Origin of the sequence: Caballeronia sp. ATUFL_M2_KS44 (assembly GCF_023630965.1) — a bacterium.
Lineage (GTDB): Bacteria > Pseudomonadota > Gammaproteobacteria > Burkholderiales > Burkholderiaceae > Caballeronia > Caballeronia concitans.
On record NZ_JALQEA010000025.1, the window covers coordinates 20,512 to 38,519 of the forward strand.

The 18,008-nt window shown below is 64.7% G+C and carries 15 protein-coding genes and 1 riboswitch; of the genes, 3 read left to right on the plus strand and 12 right to left on the minus strand.

Annotated elements, in window-relative coordinates:
• Positions 1 to 197 precede the first annotated feature (197 nt).
• From NCR39_RS12095 to NCR39_RS12140, 10 genes are all read right to left on the minus strand, one after another.
• On the minus strand, positions 198 to 485 hold the full coding sequence (locus tag NCR39_RS12095; protein WP_250452405.1) for an STAS domain-containing protein: 288 nt from the start codon (positions 483 to 485) through the stop codon (positions 198 to 200).
• A complete protein-coding gene (locus tag NCR39_RS12100) occupies positions 482 to 1,114 on the minus strand; it encodes an MlaC/ttg2D family ABC transporter substrate-binding protein (RefSeq protein WP_250452406.1) in 633 nt (210 codons plus the stop codon). The genes NCR39_RS12095 and NCR39_RS12100 overlap by 4 nt, the downstream gene beginning before the upstream one ends.
• Before the next feature lie 124 nt (positions 1,115 to 1,238).
• Positions 1,239 to 2,231 (minus strand): MlaA family lipoprotein, encoded by a 993-nt coding sequence (locus tag NCR39_RS12105; protein ID WP_250452407.1) that lies wholly within the window; start codon positions 2,229 to 2,231, stop codon positions 1,239 to 1,241.
• Between the two features lie 10 nt (positions 2,232 to 2,241).
• Positions 2,242 to 2,838: an outer membrane lipid asymmetry maintenance protein MlaD gene (mlaD, locus tag NCR39_RS12110; RefSeq protein ID WP_250452408.1), complete on the minus strand. Its 597-nt coding sequence runs from the start codon at positions 2,836 to 2,838 to the stop codon at positions 2,242 to 2,244.
• Positions 2,839 to 2,919: 81 nt separating this feature from the next.
• Complete coding sequence (mlaE, locus tag NCR39_RS12115; protein ID WP_250452409.1) at positions 2,920 to 3,687, minus strand: lipid asymmetry maintenance ABC transporter permease subunit MlaE; 768 nt, start codon at positions 3,685 to 3,687, stop codon at positions 2,920 to 2,922.
• Positions 3,684 to 4,499: an ABC transporter ATP-binding protein gene (locus NCR39_RS12120; protein ID WP_250452410.1), complete on the minus strand. Its 816-nt coding sequence runs from the start codon at positions 4,497 to 4,499 to the stop codon at positions 3,684 to 3,686. The genes mlaE and NCR39_RS12120 overlap by 4 nt, the downstream gene beginning before the upstream one ends.
• A gap of 98 nt (positions 4,500 to 4,597) precedes the next feature.
• Positions 4,598 to 5,683: a thiamine phosphate synthase gene (gene thiE / locus NCR39_RS12125; RefSeq protein ID WP_250452411.1), complete on the minus strand. Its 1,086-nt coding sequence runs from the start codon at positions 5,681 to 5,683 to the stop codon at positions 4,598 to 4,600.
• The gene (locus NCR39_RS12130) at positions 5,680 to 6,489 is read right to left on the minus strand and encodes a thiazole synthase (RefSeq protein WP_250452412.1); all 810 of its coding nucleotides are present in this window, start codon (positions 6,487 to 6,489) and stop codon (positions 5,680 to 5,682) included. Before NCR39_RS12130 ends, thiE begins: the two co-directional genes overlap by 4 nt.
• Positions 6,490 to 6,510: 21 nt before the next feature.
• On the minus strand, positions 6,511 to 6,708 hold the full coding sequence (gene thiS / locus NCR39_RS12135) for a sulfur carrier protein ThiS (protein ID WP_040050430.1): 198 nt from the start codon (positions 6,706 to 6,708) through the stop codon (positions 6,511 to 6,513).
• Between the two features lie 19 nt (positions 6,709 to 6,727).
• A complete protein-coding gene (locus NCR39_RS12140; protein ID WP_250452413.1) occupies positions 6,728 to 7,885 on the minus strand; it encodes an FAD-dependent oxidoreductase in 1,158 nt (385 codons plus the stop codon).
• Positions 7,886 to 8,053: 168 nt separating this feature from the next.
• Positions 8,054 to 8,166: riboswitch (TPP riboswitch) on the minus strand.
• A gap of 272 nt (positions 8,167 to 8,438) precedes the next feature.
• Between NCR39_RS12140 and NCR39_RS12145 the strand changes: the two genes are divergently transcribed.
• The 3 genes from NCR39_RS12145 to NCR39_RS12155 all read left to right on the plus strand — a co-directional run bounded on the left by NCR39_RS12145 (position 8,439) and on the right by NCR39_RS12155 (position 11,589).
• Positions 8,439 to 10,181 (plus strand): ABC transporter ATP-binding protein/permease, encoded by a 1,743-nt coding sequence (locus NCR39_RS12145; RefSeq protein ID WP_250452414.1) that lies wholly within the window; start codon positions 8,439 to 8,441, stop codon positions 10,179 to 10,181.
• A gap of 138 nt (positions 10,182 to 10,319) precedes the next feature.
• The gene (locus tag NCR39_RS12150) at positions 10,320 to 10,802 is read left to right on the plus strand and encodes a hypothetical protein (RefSeq protein WP_040050433.1); all 483 of its coding nucleotides are present in this window, start codon (positions 10,320 to 10,322) and stop codon (positions 10,800 to 10,802) included.
• Between the two features lies 1 nt (position 10,803).
• Entirely contained in the window at positions 10,804 to 11,589 is a 786-nt protein-coding gene (locus NCR39_RS12155) for a DUF1828 domain-containing protein (protein WP_250452415.1), read from the plus strand.
• A 52-nt stretch (positions 11,590 to 11,641) separates the two neighbouring features.
• On the opposite strand, the gene NCR39_RS12160 is transcribed toward NCR39_RS12155, so the two are convergent.
• Positions 11,642 to 13,108 (minus strand): glutamate synthase subunit beta, encoded by a 1,467-nt coding sequence (locus NCR39_RS12160; RefSeq protein WP_250452416.1) that lies wholly within the window; start codon positions 13,106 to 13,108, stop codon positions 11,642 to 11,644.
• A gap of 76 nt (positions 13,109 to 13,184) precedes the next feature.
• Positions 13,185 to 17,888, minus strand: coding sequence for a glutamate synthase-related protein (locus NCR39_RS12165; RefSeq protein WP_250452417.1), 4,704 nt, complete (start codon positions 17,886 to 17,888; stop codon positions 13,185 to 13,187).
• Positions 17,889 to 18,008: the final 120 nt, after the last annotated feature.

Below are 18,008 nucleotides of genomic sequence, written 5' to 3' on the forward strand. Positions count from 1 at the left end.
CCTCGTGCGGCCGTGCCTCGATTGGCGGATTGTCGCTTGACGGACCCGGACTCGATCGAAATGGGGCCGGGTTTGGGCCCGAAAAAACGTTTGATTATAGGGCAAAGCGGTGGGGCCCGACGTCGGAGCCGTCCTGTTTGCGGCGGGATCACGCTTCTTGAGCGCGCCGCCGCGCCTGAGAGAAAGTCAGGACAGGATCAATGTCGGAAGGTGAGCAGCGTGTCGACGCCATAGGCTTGCGCGAGACTGGCGAGCCCGGAAGGAAAGTTGACGATATCGAGCGCGACGCCGCGTGCGGTCGCTGCGCGCTGCCATGCGAGCAGCACGGCGAGCGCGGATGAATCGAACTGGCGCAGCGGCGCGCAGTCCACTTCGGTCGCGCCGGCAGCGATGCGCGAAAGACCCGCTTCGAGCGCGGACTTCGCGCTCTCGTGGGTCAGGGTCGCGGCCGTTTGAAAGCGGCCGCCGGTGGCGACTGAACTCACGACGAAGCCTTGCCGCTCGCGAGTTGCTGGTTACGCTGCGTCAGGAAGTCGAGCAGACCGCTGACGCCGTGTTGCGAAATCTGCTCGCTGAACTGCTGCTGATACGCCTGGATGAGCCACGCGCCGAGCACGTTGATGTCATACACGCGCCAGCCTTGCGGCGTCTTGTACAGGCGATAGTCGAGTTCGACCGGCGAGCCGTTGTTCATCACGACCGAGCGGACCACGACGTCCGTATCTTCCGGCGATGCACGGAACGGCTTGTACTGAACCGTCTGGTTGCGAACCTGGCTCAGCGCGCCCGAGTACGTGCGAATCAGCAGCATCTTGAATTGCTCGACGATCTGCTTTTGCTGTTCCGGCGTCGCCGAATTCCAGTTGCGGCCCATCACGAGACGCGTGGTGCGCGTGAAATCCGTGTACGGCAGGATCTTCTGATTGACGAGTTCGGTGATGCGCTGAACGTTGCCCGACTGAAGCTGCGGGTCGGACTTGATCTGATCGAGCACTTGCTGCGTGACCGTCTTGATCATCGCGTCAGGCGAGTTCGTATCGACGGTTTGCGCCGAGGCCGCGCCGCAAAACGCCATGAACAGGGCAAACAAGGGAAGCAAAAAGAATTTTTTCATCGCGATTCCTGCAAGAAAGTGGCTTGGGTTGGATTGCGCTCACCGGACCGGAGTTCAGCGAGCGCACAGCCCAAGCTGTAAAAAACGCTGTCAGTTATGTTACCGCGCGTTAGCGCAAGCACGCTCAACGCAAGCGGAACGAAGGGAAGCCCGGCGGAGCGCGCGGCGGGACGTACTGATTGCCCGGCACCGTCGCGCTGCCTCCGGAACTGGCCGCATTCGGCGCCACGGCAGTTGCCGAAGCAGGAGCCGCGCCCGACGCCGCTTCAGCAGCCTCGGCACCCGACGCAGCCGATGCCGCCGCAGGCGGAACCGCCGTCGCCGATGCACCGACGGCGCCCGCTGCGCCCACCGCGCCCGCCGTGCCTTCCGGTTCGGCATAAGTCGGAAGCGGCGCTTCGTCGTAGTTCGGCGCAGCCTCGGTGCCGGTATCGCGGCTTTCGCCGATCAGATACTGACGCCGCTGCAGATAGGCGTTGCGCACGAAGGAATACTTGTCGAGCGCGGCGTCGGCGAGCACGTCCGTCGCGCCGAGCAGGTTCGCGCGCACGTTGACGAGATTCACGCCGTAGAGCGCCCAGCTCACCGAATCGGGGCTCACGTAGCTGAGCGGATTGCCGAAATAATCGACGACGAGCCCGCTCGTATCGCGCACCGTGCTCGGCCCGAGCAGCGGCAACACGACATACGGCCCCGGCGGCACGCCGTAATGGCCGAGCGTCAGGCCGAAGTCGCCCGAGTGCTTCGGCAGCTTCGCGACGGTCGCGACGTCGAACAGGCCGCCGACGCCGAAGAGCGTATTGATCGCGACGCGCATGATGTCCGACACGCCATCCGCGATCTTCAGTTGCAGCAGATTGTTCGCCGCGATGTAGACGTCGCCGATGTTCGAGAAGAAGTTCGTGACGCTATTGCGCACCGGCTCCGGAACCGCCCACACGTATGCCTTCGCGACAGGCTTCAACGCGACCTGGTCGACCTTGTCGTTGATCGTGAACATCGTCCGGTTGTAGCTTTCGAACGGATCGCCTTTGGTCGGCGTCGTAACCGTCGCGCAACCGGCGAGCGTCACCACCGCCGCCGATACCAGCACGCGCCGCAGCCCCATCGCGTACATACGATTCTCCTTATTGCGCGGCGCCTGATGCCGCGCTTGCCGCACTCGCCGCCGATGCGGCCGGCGCCGGTTCGGGCGCCGCGCCCATCGCGCTGGCGGCCCCGGGGAACGCCGGTGCGGGCGCGGCCGGCGTCGCCGCCTTCGATGCGCCCGAATCCGCCGCCTTGTTGTAGAGGAACTGACCGATCAGGTTTTCGAGCACGACGGCCGATTGCGTCATCGTGATCGTGTCGCCGTTCTTGAGCATCTGATCGTCGCCGCCCGGCTCCAGACCGATGTACTGCTCGCCGAGCAGACCGGAGGTCAGAATCTTCGCGGACGAATCTTTCGGAAACTGATACTGCTTGTCGATATCGATGGTCACGACCGCCTGGTACGTGTTCGCATCGAAACCGATCGAGCCGACGCGCCCGACCGTCACGCCCGCGCTCTTCACGGGCGCGCGCGGCTTGAGCCCGCCGATGTTGTCGAACTTGAGCCGAACCGCATAGGTTTGCTGGAACGACAGGGAACTCATGTTGCCGGCCTTCAGCGCGAGAAACAGCAGCGCCACGAAACCGAGCACCACGAAGAGGCCGACCCAAAAGTCGAGAGCAGTCTTTTTCATCGTCTTTCCAAAGAGAATCTTGTCGCGGAGCGCGTGTGACGGTATGTGCCCTTCACAACGCCCACGTCCGCGCCGTGGCCATCAGCTGAACATCAAGGCGGTCAGCAGGAAATCGAGGCCGAGCACCGCCAGCGACGCATACACGACCGTCTTGGTGGTCGCGCGCGAGACGCCTTCGGGCGTCGGCCGGGCTTCGTAGCCCTGGAACAACGCGATGAACGTCACCGCGAAACCGAACACGACGCTCTTCACGACGCCGTTGCCGACATCGCGCCAGACGTCCACGCCGCCTTGCATCTGCGACCAGAACGCGCCCGGATCCACGCCGATCAGCAACACGCCGACCACGTAGCCGCCGATCACGCCGACCGCGCTGAAAATGGCCGCGAGCACCGGCATGGCGATGATGCCCGCCCACATGCGCGGCGCGACGACCACCTTCATGGGATCGACGGCCATCATTTCCATCGCCGTGAGTTGCTCGCCGGCTTTCATCAGCCCGATTTCCGCCGTCAGCGACGTGCCCGCGCGCCCCGCGAACAGCAGCGCGGTGACGACCGGCCCAAGCTCGCGCACGAGCGAAAGCGCCACGAGCAGCCCGAGCGCCTGCTCGGAACCGTAGCGATTCAGCGTGTAATAGCCCTGCAGCCCGAGCACGAAACCGACGAACAGGCCCGACACCGCGATGATGACAAGCGAATAATTGCCGACGAAGTGGATCTGCTTCGTGACAAGGCGCGGACGGCGCAACAGCGGGAAGAATTCGAGGACGAGGCGCACGAGCATGCGCATGGCGTAGCCGGCGGTGCCGAAGCCGTCGAGCACCCAGCGTCCGATTGCGCTGATCATGCCTTGCCTCCGATGCCGAAATCCGCCGCGAGCGGCTGGCTCGCGTAGTGGAACTTGAACGGGCCGTCCGGCGTGCCGTCGATGAACTGGCGCACCGTGGGGTCCTGCGACGCGCGCAGTTGCGCCGGCGTGCCTTCCGCGTGAATGCCGCCATTCGCGATGAAGTACACGTAATCCGCGATGGCGAACGATTCGGGCACGTCGTGCGTGACGAGAATGGAGGTGGCGCCGAGCGCGTCGTTGATCGTGCGGATCAGCTTCGCGGTGATGCCGAGCGAGATGGGATCGAGACCGGCGAACGGCTCGTCGTACATCATGAGTTCGGGGTCGAGCGCGATGGCGCGGGCAAGCGCCACGCGCCGCGCCATGCCGCCCGAAATCTCCGACGGCGCGAGGTCGCGCGCGCCGCGCAAGCCGACCGCGTTGAGCTTCATCAGCACGAGATCGCGGATGAGTTCTTCCGGCAGATCGGTGTGCTCGCGCAGCGGGAACGCGACGTTCTCGAACACCGTCTGGTCGGTGAAGAGCGCGCCGAACTGGAACAGCATGCCCATCTTGCGGCGCAGCGCGTAAAGACCTTCACGCGTCTGCGCGCCGACGTCCTGGCCGTCGTACAGCACCTGGCCACGGCTCGCCTTGACGAGACCGCCGACCAGCCGCAGCGTCGTGGTCTTTCCGCAGCCGGAGCCGCCCATGACCGCGACCACCTGGCCACGCGGGAATCGCATGTTCAGGTTCGACAGGACGAGCCGGTCGCCGTAACCGAAGTCGACGTCGCGTAGCTCTAACAGAGTCTCTGAAGAGGCTGGCACTGGGTAACAAATTCCGTTGACGCAAAACGCCGCATTATAGGGCCTGCGTGCAATCGGTGCTTCGCCCTATGCTCCGAGGCCTTGATTTTTCGGAACTGTCAGCATTGACGTGCAAACTTCTGTTGCAGCGACGAAACCGCCGCAGCCGTGTCCGGCGCTTCCGTCACGGCGCGCACGACCGCCGCGCTGCCGACGCCCGTCGCGAGCACGTCGTCCATCACGTTGCCGTCGATTCCGCCGATCGCGACGAGCGGCACGCGGCCCGCGAGCAACTGCACGTATCGGCGAAGGCGCGCGAGTCCTTGCGGCTTCGTCGGCATGACCTTGGTCGTCGTCGGGAAGACCGCGCCGAGCGCGAGGTAGCTCGGGCGGAAATGCAGCGCGCGCAGCATTTCGTAGTAGCCGTGCGTCGAAAGGCCGAGGCGCAGCCCGGCGCGCGCGATCGCGTTCAGATCGGCGGTCTGCACGTCTTCCTGGCCGAGGTGCACGCCGTACGCGCCCGCCGCGATCGCCGCGCGCCAGTGATCGTTGATGAAAAGCTGCGCCTGATGCCGACGCCCCGCCGCCACCGACCGCTCGATCTCGCGCTGGAGGTCGTCGGCGTCGGTGCTCTTGCGGCGCAACTGCGCGGTGACCACGCCCAGGCCGAGCACGCGCTCGATCCATTCGCCGCTCGGCAGCACGGGATACAGCCCCAGCTTATCCGGGCACGATGGAAAGCCCGGCTCCGGCGCGGGCGGCAGGTCGCCGACGCGGGGGAACGTCGCGAAATCGACGGGCCATGCGTCCTCTTTGGCGTCGTCGCCGGTGCGCCAGGCGAGCGCCAGCACGAGCGCATCGTGCGGCTCGAAGTTGCAGTCGAGAAACGCGGCGAGCGCGGCCAGCCAGTCGTCGGACCGCTCGCCTTCCAGCACGAAACGGTCGCCGCCGCGCGTCAGCGTCACGCGATCACCCTGTGCTTCCAGGACCGCCGCGCCGCCGCGTTCGAGCGCTTCGACATCGGCGTCATGCGCTTCCGTGAAGACGATCAAATCCTGCGCGCCCGGCGATTCGGGCGGCGTCAGGCAGATGCGCCAGCGCGTCGCCGCCGCGGGCCAGTCGCCGAGTCGCGCGCGGATTCGCTCCGCGACTTCCGTGAGTTCGTCCGCCGGCGGCCAGAACACTTCGCGTCCGAGCAAGCTCATGCCGCACCTCCGTCCTGATGCCAGAACGGCATGCCGACGACCGGCGTGCTCGCCTGCGCGCTGTCGCGCTCGGCCATCGGTCCGGCGAGAAACGCGGTGCGCCCGGCCTCGACGCCCAGCGCGAACGCGCGCGCCATCTGCGGCGGAAACGTCGCCTGCGAGACGGCCGTGTTGAGCAGCACGCCGTCGAAGCCCCACTCCATCACCTGACACGCATGCGACGGCACGCCGAGGCCGGCATCGACGATCAGCGGAACGTCCGGCAGCCGCTCGCGCAACGTGCGCAGGCCGTAGGGATTCGTCACGCCCTTGCCGGTGCCGATGGGCGCGCCCCACGGCATCAGCGCTTCGCAACCCGCGTCGAGCAGACGCCGGCCGATCACGAGATCTTCGGTGCAGTACGGCAGCACCTTGAAGCCGTCGCGCACGAGCTTCGCGGCGGCTTCGACGAGACCGATCGGGTCGGGCTGCAGCGTGTAGTCGTCGCCGATCAGTTCGAGCTTGATCCACGGCGTATCGAACACTTCGCGCGCCATGTAGGCGGTCGTCAGCACTTCGTCGACGCTCTGACAGCCCGCCGTGTTCGGCAGGAGCGCGACGCCGTGGCGCTTGAGGACATCGAAGAAGCCGGCCTCGCCGGTCTCCGACTGGCGGCGCAGCGCGACGGTCACCATGCCGGGACGCGCGGCGTCGATGGAATCCGACAGCGACTGCAGCGACGGATAACGCGATGTCCCGAGCAGCACGCGGCTCGGGAAAGTCTGGCCGTAGAGCGTGAGCGCGTCGGCGGCGGATTGTGTGGTCATGATCGTGTCCCTGTATTGGACTCAGCCGCCCGCGACGGGCGAAACGATGTCGAGCTTGTCGCCCGGCGAAAGCGTCTTCGTGCCGTGCTCGCCGCGCGCGACGAACTGGCCGTTCAGCGCCACGGCAAACGGCGGCTTCGCGCCGAACGCGGCGAGCGCGTCGGTGACGGTCGCCGCATCGGGCAAGATGAATTCGCGCTGATTGATGTGGATGTCCATGCTTTGTCTCAAATGTCCGTCACACGGTCGCGACGGTCGCGACGGTCGCCGTCTCGAACGCGCCGTGCAGCAGTTCGGACCAGCGCGCGCGGCGGCGGAAGTCGTCGAAGGAAGCGGCGTCGCGCACGGTCTCGCCGATGAGCGCATCCGCGAGCGCGCAGGCCGAATCCGCGACTTCGGGCGCGATCATGAAGCCGTGCCGATACAGCCCGTTCACGCGAACGGTCCGCGCGCCGTCCCACACGATGGCCGGCCGATGGTCCGGCAGCGTCGGCCGGCATTGCGAATTCAGTTCGAGGATGCGCGCCTCGCCGAAGCCCGGATGCACGGCGAACGCCGCGCTCAGCAATTCGAGCGCCGATCGCACGCTCACGGGCGACATGTCTTCGCCTTCGACTTCGGTGGCGCCGATCACGTAGAGGTCGTTTTCTTTCGGCGCGATGTAGAGCGGATAACGCGGATGCAGCAGCCGCACGGGACGCGTCAAGCCGATGCCCGGCGCATGCACGCGCGCCACTTCGCCGCGAATGCCGCGCAGCGCGGGCCACGCGGGCTTGCCGCCGAGTCCGCGGCAATCGATGATCCAGTGCGCGTCGGGCATCGCATCGACGGGCGTGTTCCAGTGCGTGCGCACGCCGCGCGCCGCCAGCCCCGCCGCGAGCGCCTTCAGCGCCTGACGGTTGTCGAGCTGGCCTTCGTGCGGCAGCAGCCAGCCTTGCGCGAAACGCGTGCCGAGCGCGGGTTCCGCCTGCGCGACTTGCGCGCCCGCGAGCCTGACGAAACCGCCGTCGAGCAGCGCGGCGGGCGCGTTCGCGCGCAAGCGGCGCTCGAAAAGCGGCGCCTCCGCGCGATCCGCGCCGTGCCAGACGACGAGCGTCCCGTTCTGCTGGAAGAAAACCGGCTCGGGCAAGGCAGCGAGCACGTCCGGCCAGCGCGCGAGCGACGCCGCTCCGAGTTCGACGACCAGCGGCTCCGCGCTCGTCGCTTCGGCGAGCGGCGCGAGCATGGCGGCCGCGACCCACGCCGCCGACTGCGTGCCCGATTCGTCGCCGCGTTCGTACAGCGCGACCTCGTGGCCCGCGCCCGCGAGCTGCCACGCGACGAGCCGCCCGACGAGCCCGCCGCCGATCACGGCGAAATCGGGCTGGTTCGCTGCGGCCTGATCGATGCTATTCACAATCCGATGTCTCCTTTGACGACGCGCGTACGCGGGCGTCGCGAACGAGCGCGCACCCCTGCGTGAAACCAGCGACGAAATCAGCGGAGAGACCGGCCCGGCGTCGAAGCAAGACGCATCGGGCGGAAAGGAAGACTGGAAGAAACTGGAGGAAAGGCGCAAGGCATTGCGCGTTCTCCGGAAACTTCCCTCGCCGGTATTACCCGGATCGGGTGCAAAGGGTCTCTCTCAGCCTCGCCGCGCCCGGTACCGATGCGCGCGAAGCACCCCTGTTTCGCCGTTGGTCATTAGAGCATAAAAGGCAAAGCCGCTGCAAACCGGGATTGCCCGCGCGCACGGGCCGCATCGGTCGCGGGCTGCGGCACTCTGGCACAATGCCCCGAAAGCGGTTCATCGAACGATCGCACCGTATTAAGCGGCAGTTAAGAGAACATCTCAACAATCTGCGAGGCTGGAAGCGGCTCGCGCGCGACATCACCTTCTCGCGCCCATGCCCGATCCGGCCGCGAAACGTGTCAACCCGCCGGCAAGCCGGCGCACCAGCAGAAAGGTCATGGCCAACACAAATTCCGAAAACACGCAGCAGCAGGCGGATCAGGTCTCGGCGTGGAGCCTCATCAAGCCGTACTGGGTATCCGAAGAACGCAAGCTGGCCTGGGGGCTGCTCGTCGCGATCATCGCGATCAACATGACCGTCGTGTGGATCAACGTGCGGCTCAACAGCTGGAACGCGGACTTCTATAACGCGCTGCAGAACAAGAACGTCCGCGATTTTCCGCACTTGCTGCTGATCTTCACCGGCCTCGCGTTCGCGTACATCCTGCTCGCCGTCTACGGGCGATATCTGCGTCAGATGCTCGCGTTCCGCTGGCGGCAATGGCTCACGAACCGGTATCTCGAACAATGGCTCGGCGACCGCGCGTTCTACCGCATCGAGCGCGATCGCCTCGCCGACAACCCCGACCAGCGTATCAGCGACGACCTGCAATCTTTCGCGACGACCACGCTCACGCTGTCGCTCGATCTGCTTTCGACGCTCGTCACGCTCGTCACCTTCATCACGATTCTGTGGACGATCGCGGGCGCGCTCACGTTCTCGCTCGGCGGCACGCCGATCACGATTCCCGGCTACATGGTCTGGGCAGCGGCGCTGTACGCGATTCTCGGCTCGCTCATCATTCAGAAGGTCGGGCATCCGCTGGTGTCGATCAATTATCAGCAGCAGAAGGTGGAAGCGGACTTCCGTTTCGGGCTGATTCGCGTGCGCGAAAACGCGGAACAGATTGCGTTCTACGACGGCATCGCCACCGAAACCGCGAACGCGAAGACCATCTTCCAGCGCATCCGCGACAACTGGTGGCTCATCATGAAGTACACGAAGCGCATGACCTTCGTGCTGAGTTTCTACGGCCAGATCGCGATCATTTTCCCGATCATGGTCGCCGCGCCGCGCTACTTCGCGGGCGCCTTTTCGTTCGGCGTGCTGATGCAGATTTCATCGGCGTTCGGCACGGTCAGCGATTCGTTTTCCTGGTTCATCAACAGTTATTCGACGCTGGTCGAATGGCGCGCCACGGTCAATCGTCTGCGCGAATTCAAGCGCGTGATGCGCTCGACGCATATCCGCGAGGAAACGTCGCCCGCGACGGAACGTGGCGGCATCAATCTGCATTACACGAGCACGACCTCGCTGACGACGACCAATCTGACGCTCGCGTTGCCGAACGGCACGACGCTTTCGCGCGTGGCGGATGTATCGATCGAGCCGGGATCGCGCTGGCTGGTCGTTGGACCGTCGGGATCGGGCAAGAGCACGCTGATGCGCGCGCTCGCGGGCCTGTGGCCGTTCGGCGACGGCACGATCGACGCGCCCGTCGACGCGAAGATGATGTTCATCCCGCAGCAAAGCTATCTGCCGATCGGCACGTTGCGCGCGGCGCTGGCGTATCCGTCGCCGGGCGGCACGTTCACCGACGAGGAATCGCGCGAGGTGTTGCGCGCGTGCAATCTGGAAGCGTATGGCGATCGGCTGGAAGAAAACGCGCACTGGGCGCGGAGCTTGTCGCCGGGCGAGCAGCAACGGCTCGCGGCCGCGCGCGTGCTGCTGCACAAGCCGGACTTCCTGTTCCTCGACGAAGCCACGAGCGCGCTCGATGCGGATAACGAACTGCATATCTACAACACGCTCGTGGACCGGTTGCCGAAGGCGGCGATTCTGAGCGTCGCGCACCGGGAATCGGTGGCGCTGTTTCATGATTACCGGATCGAGATCGAGAGGGCGATGGCGGAGGCTTGATCGCTGCATCGTCGAATTTGAAAAAAGCCGCACCCGCGAGCAATTGCCGGTGCGGTTTTTCTTATTTGTAGGTGCGGTTGAACAGCCGCCGACCGCAGCGCCATAGACTGTCGCGTCTCTTCGACGTAAAGACAGCAGATGGACCTGAAACTATTGACGGACGATGACCTCGAGTCCATGCGCCGCGCGCCCAAGATCATCGTCAACCCGCGTGCGCGGTGGGTGACCAAAGGCGGGCATCGCGAACGGAACTTCATGCTTCACGACACGCGCGATGCAACGCAGAGCTATCGATTGTTCTTGCGCATCTCGCTCACGAATCGCAGCGTCTTTTCGGCCGGACTCGCGCGTGTCTGGCCGACGGAAGAAACGCTCGTCCTCGCGCGCTATAACGGTCCGTACCATCCGCACCGGAACGTACTGGAGCGAACGAAGGTGCCGCCCGGCTGCCACCGGCATCTCGCCACGCACCGCTATATCGTCGCCGACCTCGACCCCGACGGTTTCGCTGAAGCGGTGTCCGGCTACAATTCGCTCGACGGCGCCTTCCAGTGCTTGTGCAAGGACTGTGGCATCGCGTCGCTCGCCTTGCATCCCCTTCAACCTGAACTCGAGTTCTGATATGTCGCGCGATACATCGGACGCCATCAAGCGACTGCTTTGCGAATCGTGGTGCTCGGAGCTCGACGTCGCTGAAGACGGCGATGCCCTCCGCTTGTCCATGCCCCTGCTGGAACCCGACGGCGATTACGTGACCGTTTGGCTGCGGCAAGCGATGGGCGGCTGGCGCATCGAAGATGCCGGCACGACGCTGATGCGCATCTCCTACGACTCAGACTCAGGTTCATTTCTGCGCGGTCCGCGACGCGTCTTGCTCGACAAGACACTCGCCGCATACGGCGCGCGGCTGGCGGACGACGGCCAGATCGTGGCCGAATCGGACGAGCAGTTTCTCGGCATGTCGCTGCTGCGTTTTGGACAAGCGCTCTTGCGCGTGAACGATCTGAAAAGCTCGACCCGCTCGCGCATCGCGTCCACGTTCTTCGACGACCTGAACGCCCGGCTGATGCAGATCGTGGGCGCGGACAACGTGGTGCCGAAATATCATGCACCGGAGGTTCCGGATGCCGCCGACTATCCGATCGACTTTTTCCTGAGAGGCTCGCGCACGCCGCTTTTCGTCTTCGGTGTTCCGAATCAGGAGCGCGCGCGCACGGCGACCATTGTTCTGCAGCATATCGACCAATACATCCCGCATTACGACTCGATCATCGTCTTCCAGGATGCGAGCGTCATTCCGAGCATCGATCTGCGCCGGCTCATGAACGCGGCCAACGACATGGTCGATTCGCTCGATGCAAAAGCGTCGCTCGCGAAGAAGATCCAGCACCGCATGCGCGCAGCATAGAAACGAAAAGGCCACGCAAGCGCGTGGCCTTCTCACTTCTCACCTTCAAGCCTTACCGCGGCAACTCACTACTTCCCATCAAATAAGCATCCACCGACCGCGCGCACTGGCGTCCTTCACGAATCGCCCACACGACGAGCGATTGTCCGCGCCGCATATCGCCGGCGGTGAACACCTTGTCGACCGACGTGTAGTACGCCTTCTCACCTTCCGTCGATGCCCGCACGTTGCCGCGCGCGTCCTTGTCCACGCCGAACGCTTCGAGCACCGGCGACAGCGGCTGCGTGAAGCCCATCGCGAGCAGCACGAGGTCCGCCTTCATCTCGAACTCGGAGCCGGGCACTTCGACCATCTTCCCGCCCTTCCACTCGACGCGCGCCGCGATCAGCTTCTCGACCTTGCCGTTCTTGCCTTCGAAGCGCTTCGTCGCGACCGACCAGTCGCGCTCGCAACCTTCTTCATGCGACGACGACGTCCGCAGCTTGATCGGCCAATACGGCCACACGAGCGGCTTGTTCTCTTCCTCGGGCGGTTGCGCGAGCAGCTCGAACTGCGTCACGTCCTTCGCGCCATGACGATTCGACGTGCCGACGCAATCCGAACCCGTATCGCCGCCGCCGATCACGACGACATGCTTGCCCTTCGCCATCAGCTGATCCGCGACCTTGTCGCCCGCGTTGACCTTGTTCTGCTGCGGCAGAAACTCCATCGCGTAATGGATGCCTTCCAGCTCGCGCCCCGGCACCGGCAAGTCGCGCGGCGTTTCCGAACCGCCCGCGATCACGACGGCATCGAACTGTTCCTTCAGCTCTTCCGGCGTGACGCTTTCCTTCGCCGTGTTGCCGATGTGCGAAGGCAGCGCGTCCTTGCCGACGAACACGTTCGTGCGGAACGACACGCCTTCCGCTTCCATCTGGCGCATGCGGCGATCGATCAGCCATTTCTCCAGCTTGAAATCGGGGATGCCGTAGCGCAGCAATCCGCCGATGCGATCGTTCTTCTCGAACACGACGACATCGTGCCCCGCGCGCGCCAGTTGCTGCGCGACTGCGAGCCCCGCCGGACCCGAACCGACGACGGCCACTTTCTTGCCCGTCTTGTGCTTCGCGGGCTGCGGCGCGACCCAGCCTTCTTCCCACGCCTTGTCGATGATCTTGCGCTCGATCGACTTGATGCCGACCGGATCTTCATTGATGCCGAGCGTGCATGCCGCTTCGCACGGCGCCGGGCAAATGCGGCCCGTGAACTCGGGGAAATTGTTCGTCGAATGCAGCACGTCGATCGCGGTTTTCCAGTCCTGGCGGAAGACGAGATCGTTGAAGTCCGGAATGATGTTGTTCACCGGACAGCCGTTGTTGCAGAACGGAATGCCGCAATCCATGCAGCGCGCGCCCTGAACCTTGGCGTCGTCGTCGGTCAGCGCGGCGACGAATTCCTTGTAGTGCTTGACGCGGGTCAGCGGTGCTTCGTACGCCTCGTGGCGGCGCTCGAACTCGAGAAAACCGGTTGCCTTGCCCATTTCTTTCTCTGTATTTGGTGAGGATCGCGCTCTCCGATGCCGTGCACCGGAGAGCCTTGCTTTAATTGTTTCGAGCTTAGGCCGCGAGCGCTTCCTTCGCCTTCTTCGCGCCGAGTTCGCCGAGCGCGCGCTTGTATTCGGTCGGGAAGACCTTCACGAACTGACGGCGCGACGCATCCCAGTTTTCGAGCAGCGCCTTCGCACGCGGCGATCCGGTGAACTGGAAGTGACGCTCGACGAGACCCTTGAGCAGCGCTTCGTCGGTCTGGCCGGTGTGCCACAGCGCGCGATCCACCGTGCGCTCCTGTTCCGCTTGCTGCAGGAGCGGATCGAGCGCGACCATCGACTTGTTGCACTTGGCGGCGAACGTGCCGTCCGGGTCGTACACGAACGCGATACCGCCCGACATGCCCGCCGCGAAGTTGCGTCCCGTCTCGCCGAGCACGACGACCGTGCCGCCCGTCATGTATTCGCAGCCGTGATCGCCCGTGCCTTCGACGACCGCCGTCGCGCCCGAGTTACGCACGCAGAAGCGCTCGCCCGCGACGCCGCGGAAATACGATTCGCCTTCGATCGCGCCGTACATCACCGTGTTGCCGCAGATGATGTTTTCCTCGGACTTGCCACGGAAGTCGTTCGTCGGCCGAATGATGATGCGCCCGCCCGACAGACCCTTGCCGACGTAGTCGTTGCCGTCGCCGACGAGATCCAGCGTCACGCCCTTCGCGAGGAACGCGCCGAAGCTCTGGCCCGCCGTGCCTTTCAACTGAATATGGATGGTGTCGTCGGGCAGACCGTCGTGGCCGTACTTCTTCGCGATCAGGCCGGACAGCATCGCGCCGACCGTGCGGTTCACGTTGCGCACCGGCTGGATGAACGAGACGTGCTCGCCCTTCTCGATCGCCGCCTTCGACTTCTCGATCAGCACGTGATCGAGCGCCTTGTCGAGACCGTGATCCTGCACATCGACGTGCTTGCGCGCGACTTCGTTCGCCACCGGCACCTGATAGAAGATGCGCGAGAAGTCGAGACCCTTCGCCTTCCAGTGCTCGACGCCCTTCTTCGTGTCGAGCAGATCGACGCGGCCGATGAGATCGTCGAACTTGCGCAGGCCCAGTTGCGCCATGATTTCGCGCACTTCTTCCGCGACGAAGAAGAAGTAGTTGACGACATGCTCCGGCTGGCCCGTGAACTTCGCGCGCAGCACCGGGTCTTGCGTGGCGACGCCGACCGGGCACGTGTTCAGATGGCACTTGCGCATCATGATGCAGCCTTCGACGACGAGCGGCGCCGTCGCGAAGCCGAATTCGTCCGCGCCGAGCAGCGCGCCGATCACGACGTCGCGGCCGGTCTTCATCTGACCGTCGGCCTGCACGCGGATACGGCCGCGCAGGCGGTTCAGCACCAGCGTCTGCTGCGTTTCGGCGAGGCCGAGTTCCCACGGCGTGCCCGCGTGCTTGAGCGACGACAGGGGCGACGCGCCCGTGCCGCCGTCATGACCCGCGATCACGACGTGATCCGCCTTCGCCTTCGCCACGCCCGCCGCCACGGTGCCGACGCCGACTTCGGACACGAGCTTCACCGAAATGCTCGACGACGCATTCACGTTCTTCAGATCGTGAATGAGCTGCGCGAGGTCTTCGATCGAATAGATGTCGTGGTGCGGCGGCGGCGAAATCAGCCCGACGCCCGGCACCGAATAACGCAGCTTGCCGATGTAATCCGACACCTTGTGGCCGGGCAACTGGCCGCCTTCGCCGGGCTTCGCGCCCTGCGCCATCTTGATCTGGATCTGATCCGCCGACGACAGATACTCCGCCGTCACGCCGAAGCGGCCCGACGCGACTTGCTTGATCTTCGAGCGCAGCGAATCGCCGTCCTTCAGCGGGATGTCGGTGACGACTTCCTTGCCGATGATCGATTGCAGCGTGTCGCCGTTCTTGATCGGAATGCCGCGCAGTTCGTTGCGATAACGCGTTTCGTCCTCGCCGCCTTCGCCCGTGTTCGACTTGCCGCCGATGCGGTTCATCGCGACCGCGAGCGTGGCGTGCGCTTCCGTGCTGATCGAGCCGAGCGACATCGCGCCGGTCGCGAAGCGCTTCACGATGTCCTTCGCCGATTCCACTTCGTCCAGCGCAATGGCCTTCGCCGGATCGAGCCTGAATTCGAACAGGCCGCGGAACGTCATGTGACGGCGCGTCTGGTCGTTGATCAGATGCGCGTATTCCTTGTACGTCTGGTACGAATTGCTGCGCGCCGAATGTTGCAGCTTGGCGATGGCATCCGGCGTCCACATGTGCTCTTCGCCGCGCACGCGGTACGCGTACTCGCCGCCCGCATCGAGCATGTTGGCGAGGACCGGGTTGTCGCCGAACGCCTCGCGATGCAGGCGAATGGCTTCCTCGGCCACCTCGAAGATGCCGATGCCGCCGACCTTCGACGCCGTGCCCTTGAAATACTTCTCGACGAGATCCGACGACAGACCGACCGCCTCGAAAATCTGCGCGCCGGTGTAGGACATGTACGTCGAAATGCCCATCTTCGACATGACCTTGTGCAGGCCCTTGCCGACTGCCTTCGTGAAGTTGTAGATGGCCTTGTCCGCCGACAGGTCGCCCTTCAGCCCTTCGGCCATGTTCGCGAGCGTTTCCAGCGCGAGGTACGGATGCACGGCTTCCGCGCCGTAGCCCGCGAGCAGCGCGAAGTGATGCGTTTCGCGCGCCGAACCCGTTTCCACGACGAGACCCGTGCTCGTGCGCAGGCCGTGCTGCACGAGGTGCGTGTGGATCGCGGACGTGGCGAGCAGCGCCGGAATCGCGACGTTATCGCGGTCCATCTTGCGGTCCGACACGATCAGGATGTTGTAGCCGGACTTCACGGCATCGACGGCTTCGGCGCACAGCGACGCGATGCGCGCTTCCACGCCTTCCTTGCCCCACGCCGCCGGATAGCAGATGCTCAGTTCGTACGAGCGGAACTTGCCGCCGGTGTACGTATCGATCGCGCGGATCTTCGCGATGTCCTTGAAGTCGAGCACGGGCTGCGACACTTCGAGGCGCATCGTCGGGTTGATGTTGATGGTGTCGAGCAGGTTCGGCTTCGGCCCGATGAACGAGACGAGCGACATCACCATGTTCTCGCGGATCGGGTCGATCGGCGGGTTCGTCACTTGCGCGAACAACTGCTTGAAGTAGTGATACAGCGTCTTGTTCTTGCTGGACATGACCGCGAGCGGCGAGTCGTTGCCCATCGAGCCGATCGCTTCCTCGCCCGATTGCGCCATCGGCGCCATCAGGAACTTCACGTCTTCCTGCGTGTAGCCGAACGCCTGCTGGCGGTCGAGCAGCGCGGCGGCCTCGCGGCGCTGCGTTTCGACGTCCTCGGCCTTCGGCTCGATTTCGTCGAGCTTGATGCGCACGGCGTCGATCCAGCTCTTGTACGGCTTCGCGTTCGCGAGGTTGTCCTTCAGCTCCTTGTCCTCGATGATGCGGCCCTGCTCCATGTCGATCAGGAACATCTTGCCCGGCTGCAGGCGCCACTTCTTCACGATCTTCGATTCGGGAATGGGCAGCACGCCGGATTCCGACGCGAGGATCACGAGATCGTCGTCGGTCACGAGGTAACGCGCCGGACGCAGGCCGTTGCGGTCCAGCGTCGCGCCGATCTGGCGGCCGTCCGTGAACGCGATCGCGGCGGGGCCGTCCCACGGCTCCATCATCGCGGCGTGATATTCGTAGAACGCGCGGCGGTTGTCGTCCATCAGCGTGTGCTGTTCCCACGCTTCGGGGATCATCATCATCATCGCGTGGACGAGCGGGTAGCCTGCCATCACGAGCAGTTCGAGACAGTTGTCGAACGAAGCCGTGTCCGACTGGCCCGGATAGATCAGCGGCCAGAGCTTCGGCAAGTCGTCGCCGAGCACGTACGACGCGATCGCGCCGGTGCGCGCGTTCAGCCAGTTGACGTTGCCCTTCACGGTGTTGATTTCACCGTTGTGCGCGATCATGCGATACGGGTGCGCGAGTTCCCACGCCGGGAACGTGTTGGTCGAGAAGCGCTGGTGCACGAGCGCGAGCGCCGAGACGACGCGCTCGTCCTGCAGGTCGCGGTAATACACGCCGACCTGACCGGCCAGCAGCAGACCCTTGTAGACGACCGTGCGCGACGACATCGACGGCACGAAGTATTCCTTGCCGTGCTTGAGCTTGAGCGCCTGAATGCGATGGCTCGCCGTCTTGCGGATGATGTACAGCTTGCGTTCGAGCGCGTCCGTCACGACGATGTCCTTGCCGCGCCCGATGAAGATCATGCGGATGAGCGGCTCGCTCGCCTTCACGGCGGGCGAAATCGGCATGTTGCCGTCGACGGGAACATCGCGCCAGCCGAGCACGACTTGCCCCTCGGCCTTCACCGTGCGTTCGAGTTCCTGCTCGCACGCGAGACGCGACGCATGTTCCTTCGGCAGGAAGATCATGCCGACGCCGTATTCGCCGGCCGGCGGCAGCGTCACGCCCTGCTTGGCCATTTCCTCGCGATAGAAACCGTCCGGCACCTGAATCAGGATGCCCGCGCCGTCGCCCATCAGCGGGTCTGCGCCGACCGCGCCCCGGTGATCGAGGTTCTCAAGAATCTTGAGACCCTGCTGAATGATCTCGTGGCTTTTCTTGCCCTTGATGTGAGCGACGAAGCCGACGCCGCAAGCGTCATGTTCGTTGGCAGGGTCGTACATGCCCTGCGCGGCGGGAAGCGAACCGGCTGCCGGCTGCTGATGATCGTTCATGGGGACACCGTCTCTACTGTGAGGGGCCGACTCGGCCGTTGAATCGTTTTTCTGTTGCCCGCGGCGCGATTCGCTGATCGCGCGCCGCGAGGCGGGTGCGCTATGACGCGCTGCACCGCA

What these genes read in the sequence shown, in the direction of transcription:
- NCR39_RS12100 (WP_250452406.1), bottom strand. Translation starts at nt 1,114, where the DNA reads ATGAAAAAATTCTTTTTGCTTCCCTTGTTTGCCCTGTTCATGGCGTTT.
- NCR39_RS12105 (WP_250452407.1), bottom strand. Translation starts at nt 2,231, where the DNA reads ATGTACGCGATGGGGCTGCGGCGCGTGCTGGTATCGGCGGCGGTGGTG.
- mlaD (WP_250452408.1), bottom strand. Translation starts at nt 2,838, where the DNA reads ATGAAAAAGACTGCTCTCGACTTTTGGGTCGGCCTCTTCGTGGTGCTC.
- mlaE (WP_250452409.1), bottom strand. Translation starts at nt 3,687, where the DNA reads ATGATCAGCGCAATCGGACGCTGGGTGCTCGACGGCTTCGGCACCGCC.
- thiE (WP_250452411.1), bottom strand. Translation starts at nt 5,683, where the DNA reads ATGAGCTTGCTCGGACGCGAAGTGTTCTGGCCGCCGGCGGACGAACTC.
- NCR39_RS12130 (WP_250452412.1), bottom strand. Translation starts at nt 6,489, where the DNA reads ATGACCACACAATCCGCCGCCGACGCGCTCACGCTCTACGGCCAGACT.
- thiS (WP_040050430.1), bottom strand. Translation starts at nt 6,708, where the DNA reads ATGGACATCCACATCAATCAGCGCGAATTCATCTTGCCCGATGCGGCG.
- NCR39_RS12145 (WP_250452414.1), top strand. Translation starts at nt 8,439, where the DNA reads ATGGCCAACACAAATTCCGAAAACACGCAGCAGCAGGCGGATCAGGTC.
- NCR39_RS12150 (WP_040050433.1), top strand. Translation starts at nt 10,320, where the DNA reads ATGGACCTGAAACTATTGACGGACGATGACCTCGAGTCCATGCGCCGC.
- NCR39_RS12155 (WP_250452415.1), top strand. Translation starts at nt 10,804, where the DNA reads ATGTCGCGCGATACATCGGACGCCATCAAGCGACTGCTTTGCGAATCG.
- NCR39_RS12160 (WP_250452416.1), bottom strand. Translation starts at nt 13,108, where the DNA reads ATGGGCAAGGCAACCGGTTTTCTCGAGTTCGAGCGCCGCCACGAGGCG.
- NCR39_RS12165 (WP_250452417.1), bottom strand. Translation starts at nt 17,888, where the DNA reads ATGAACGATCATCAGCAGCCGGCAGCCGGTTCGCTTCCCGCCGCGCAG.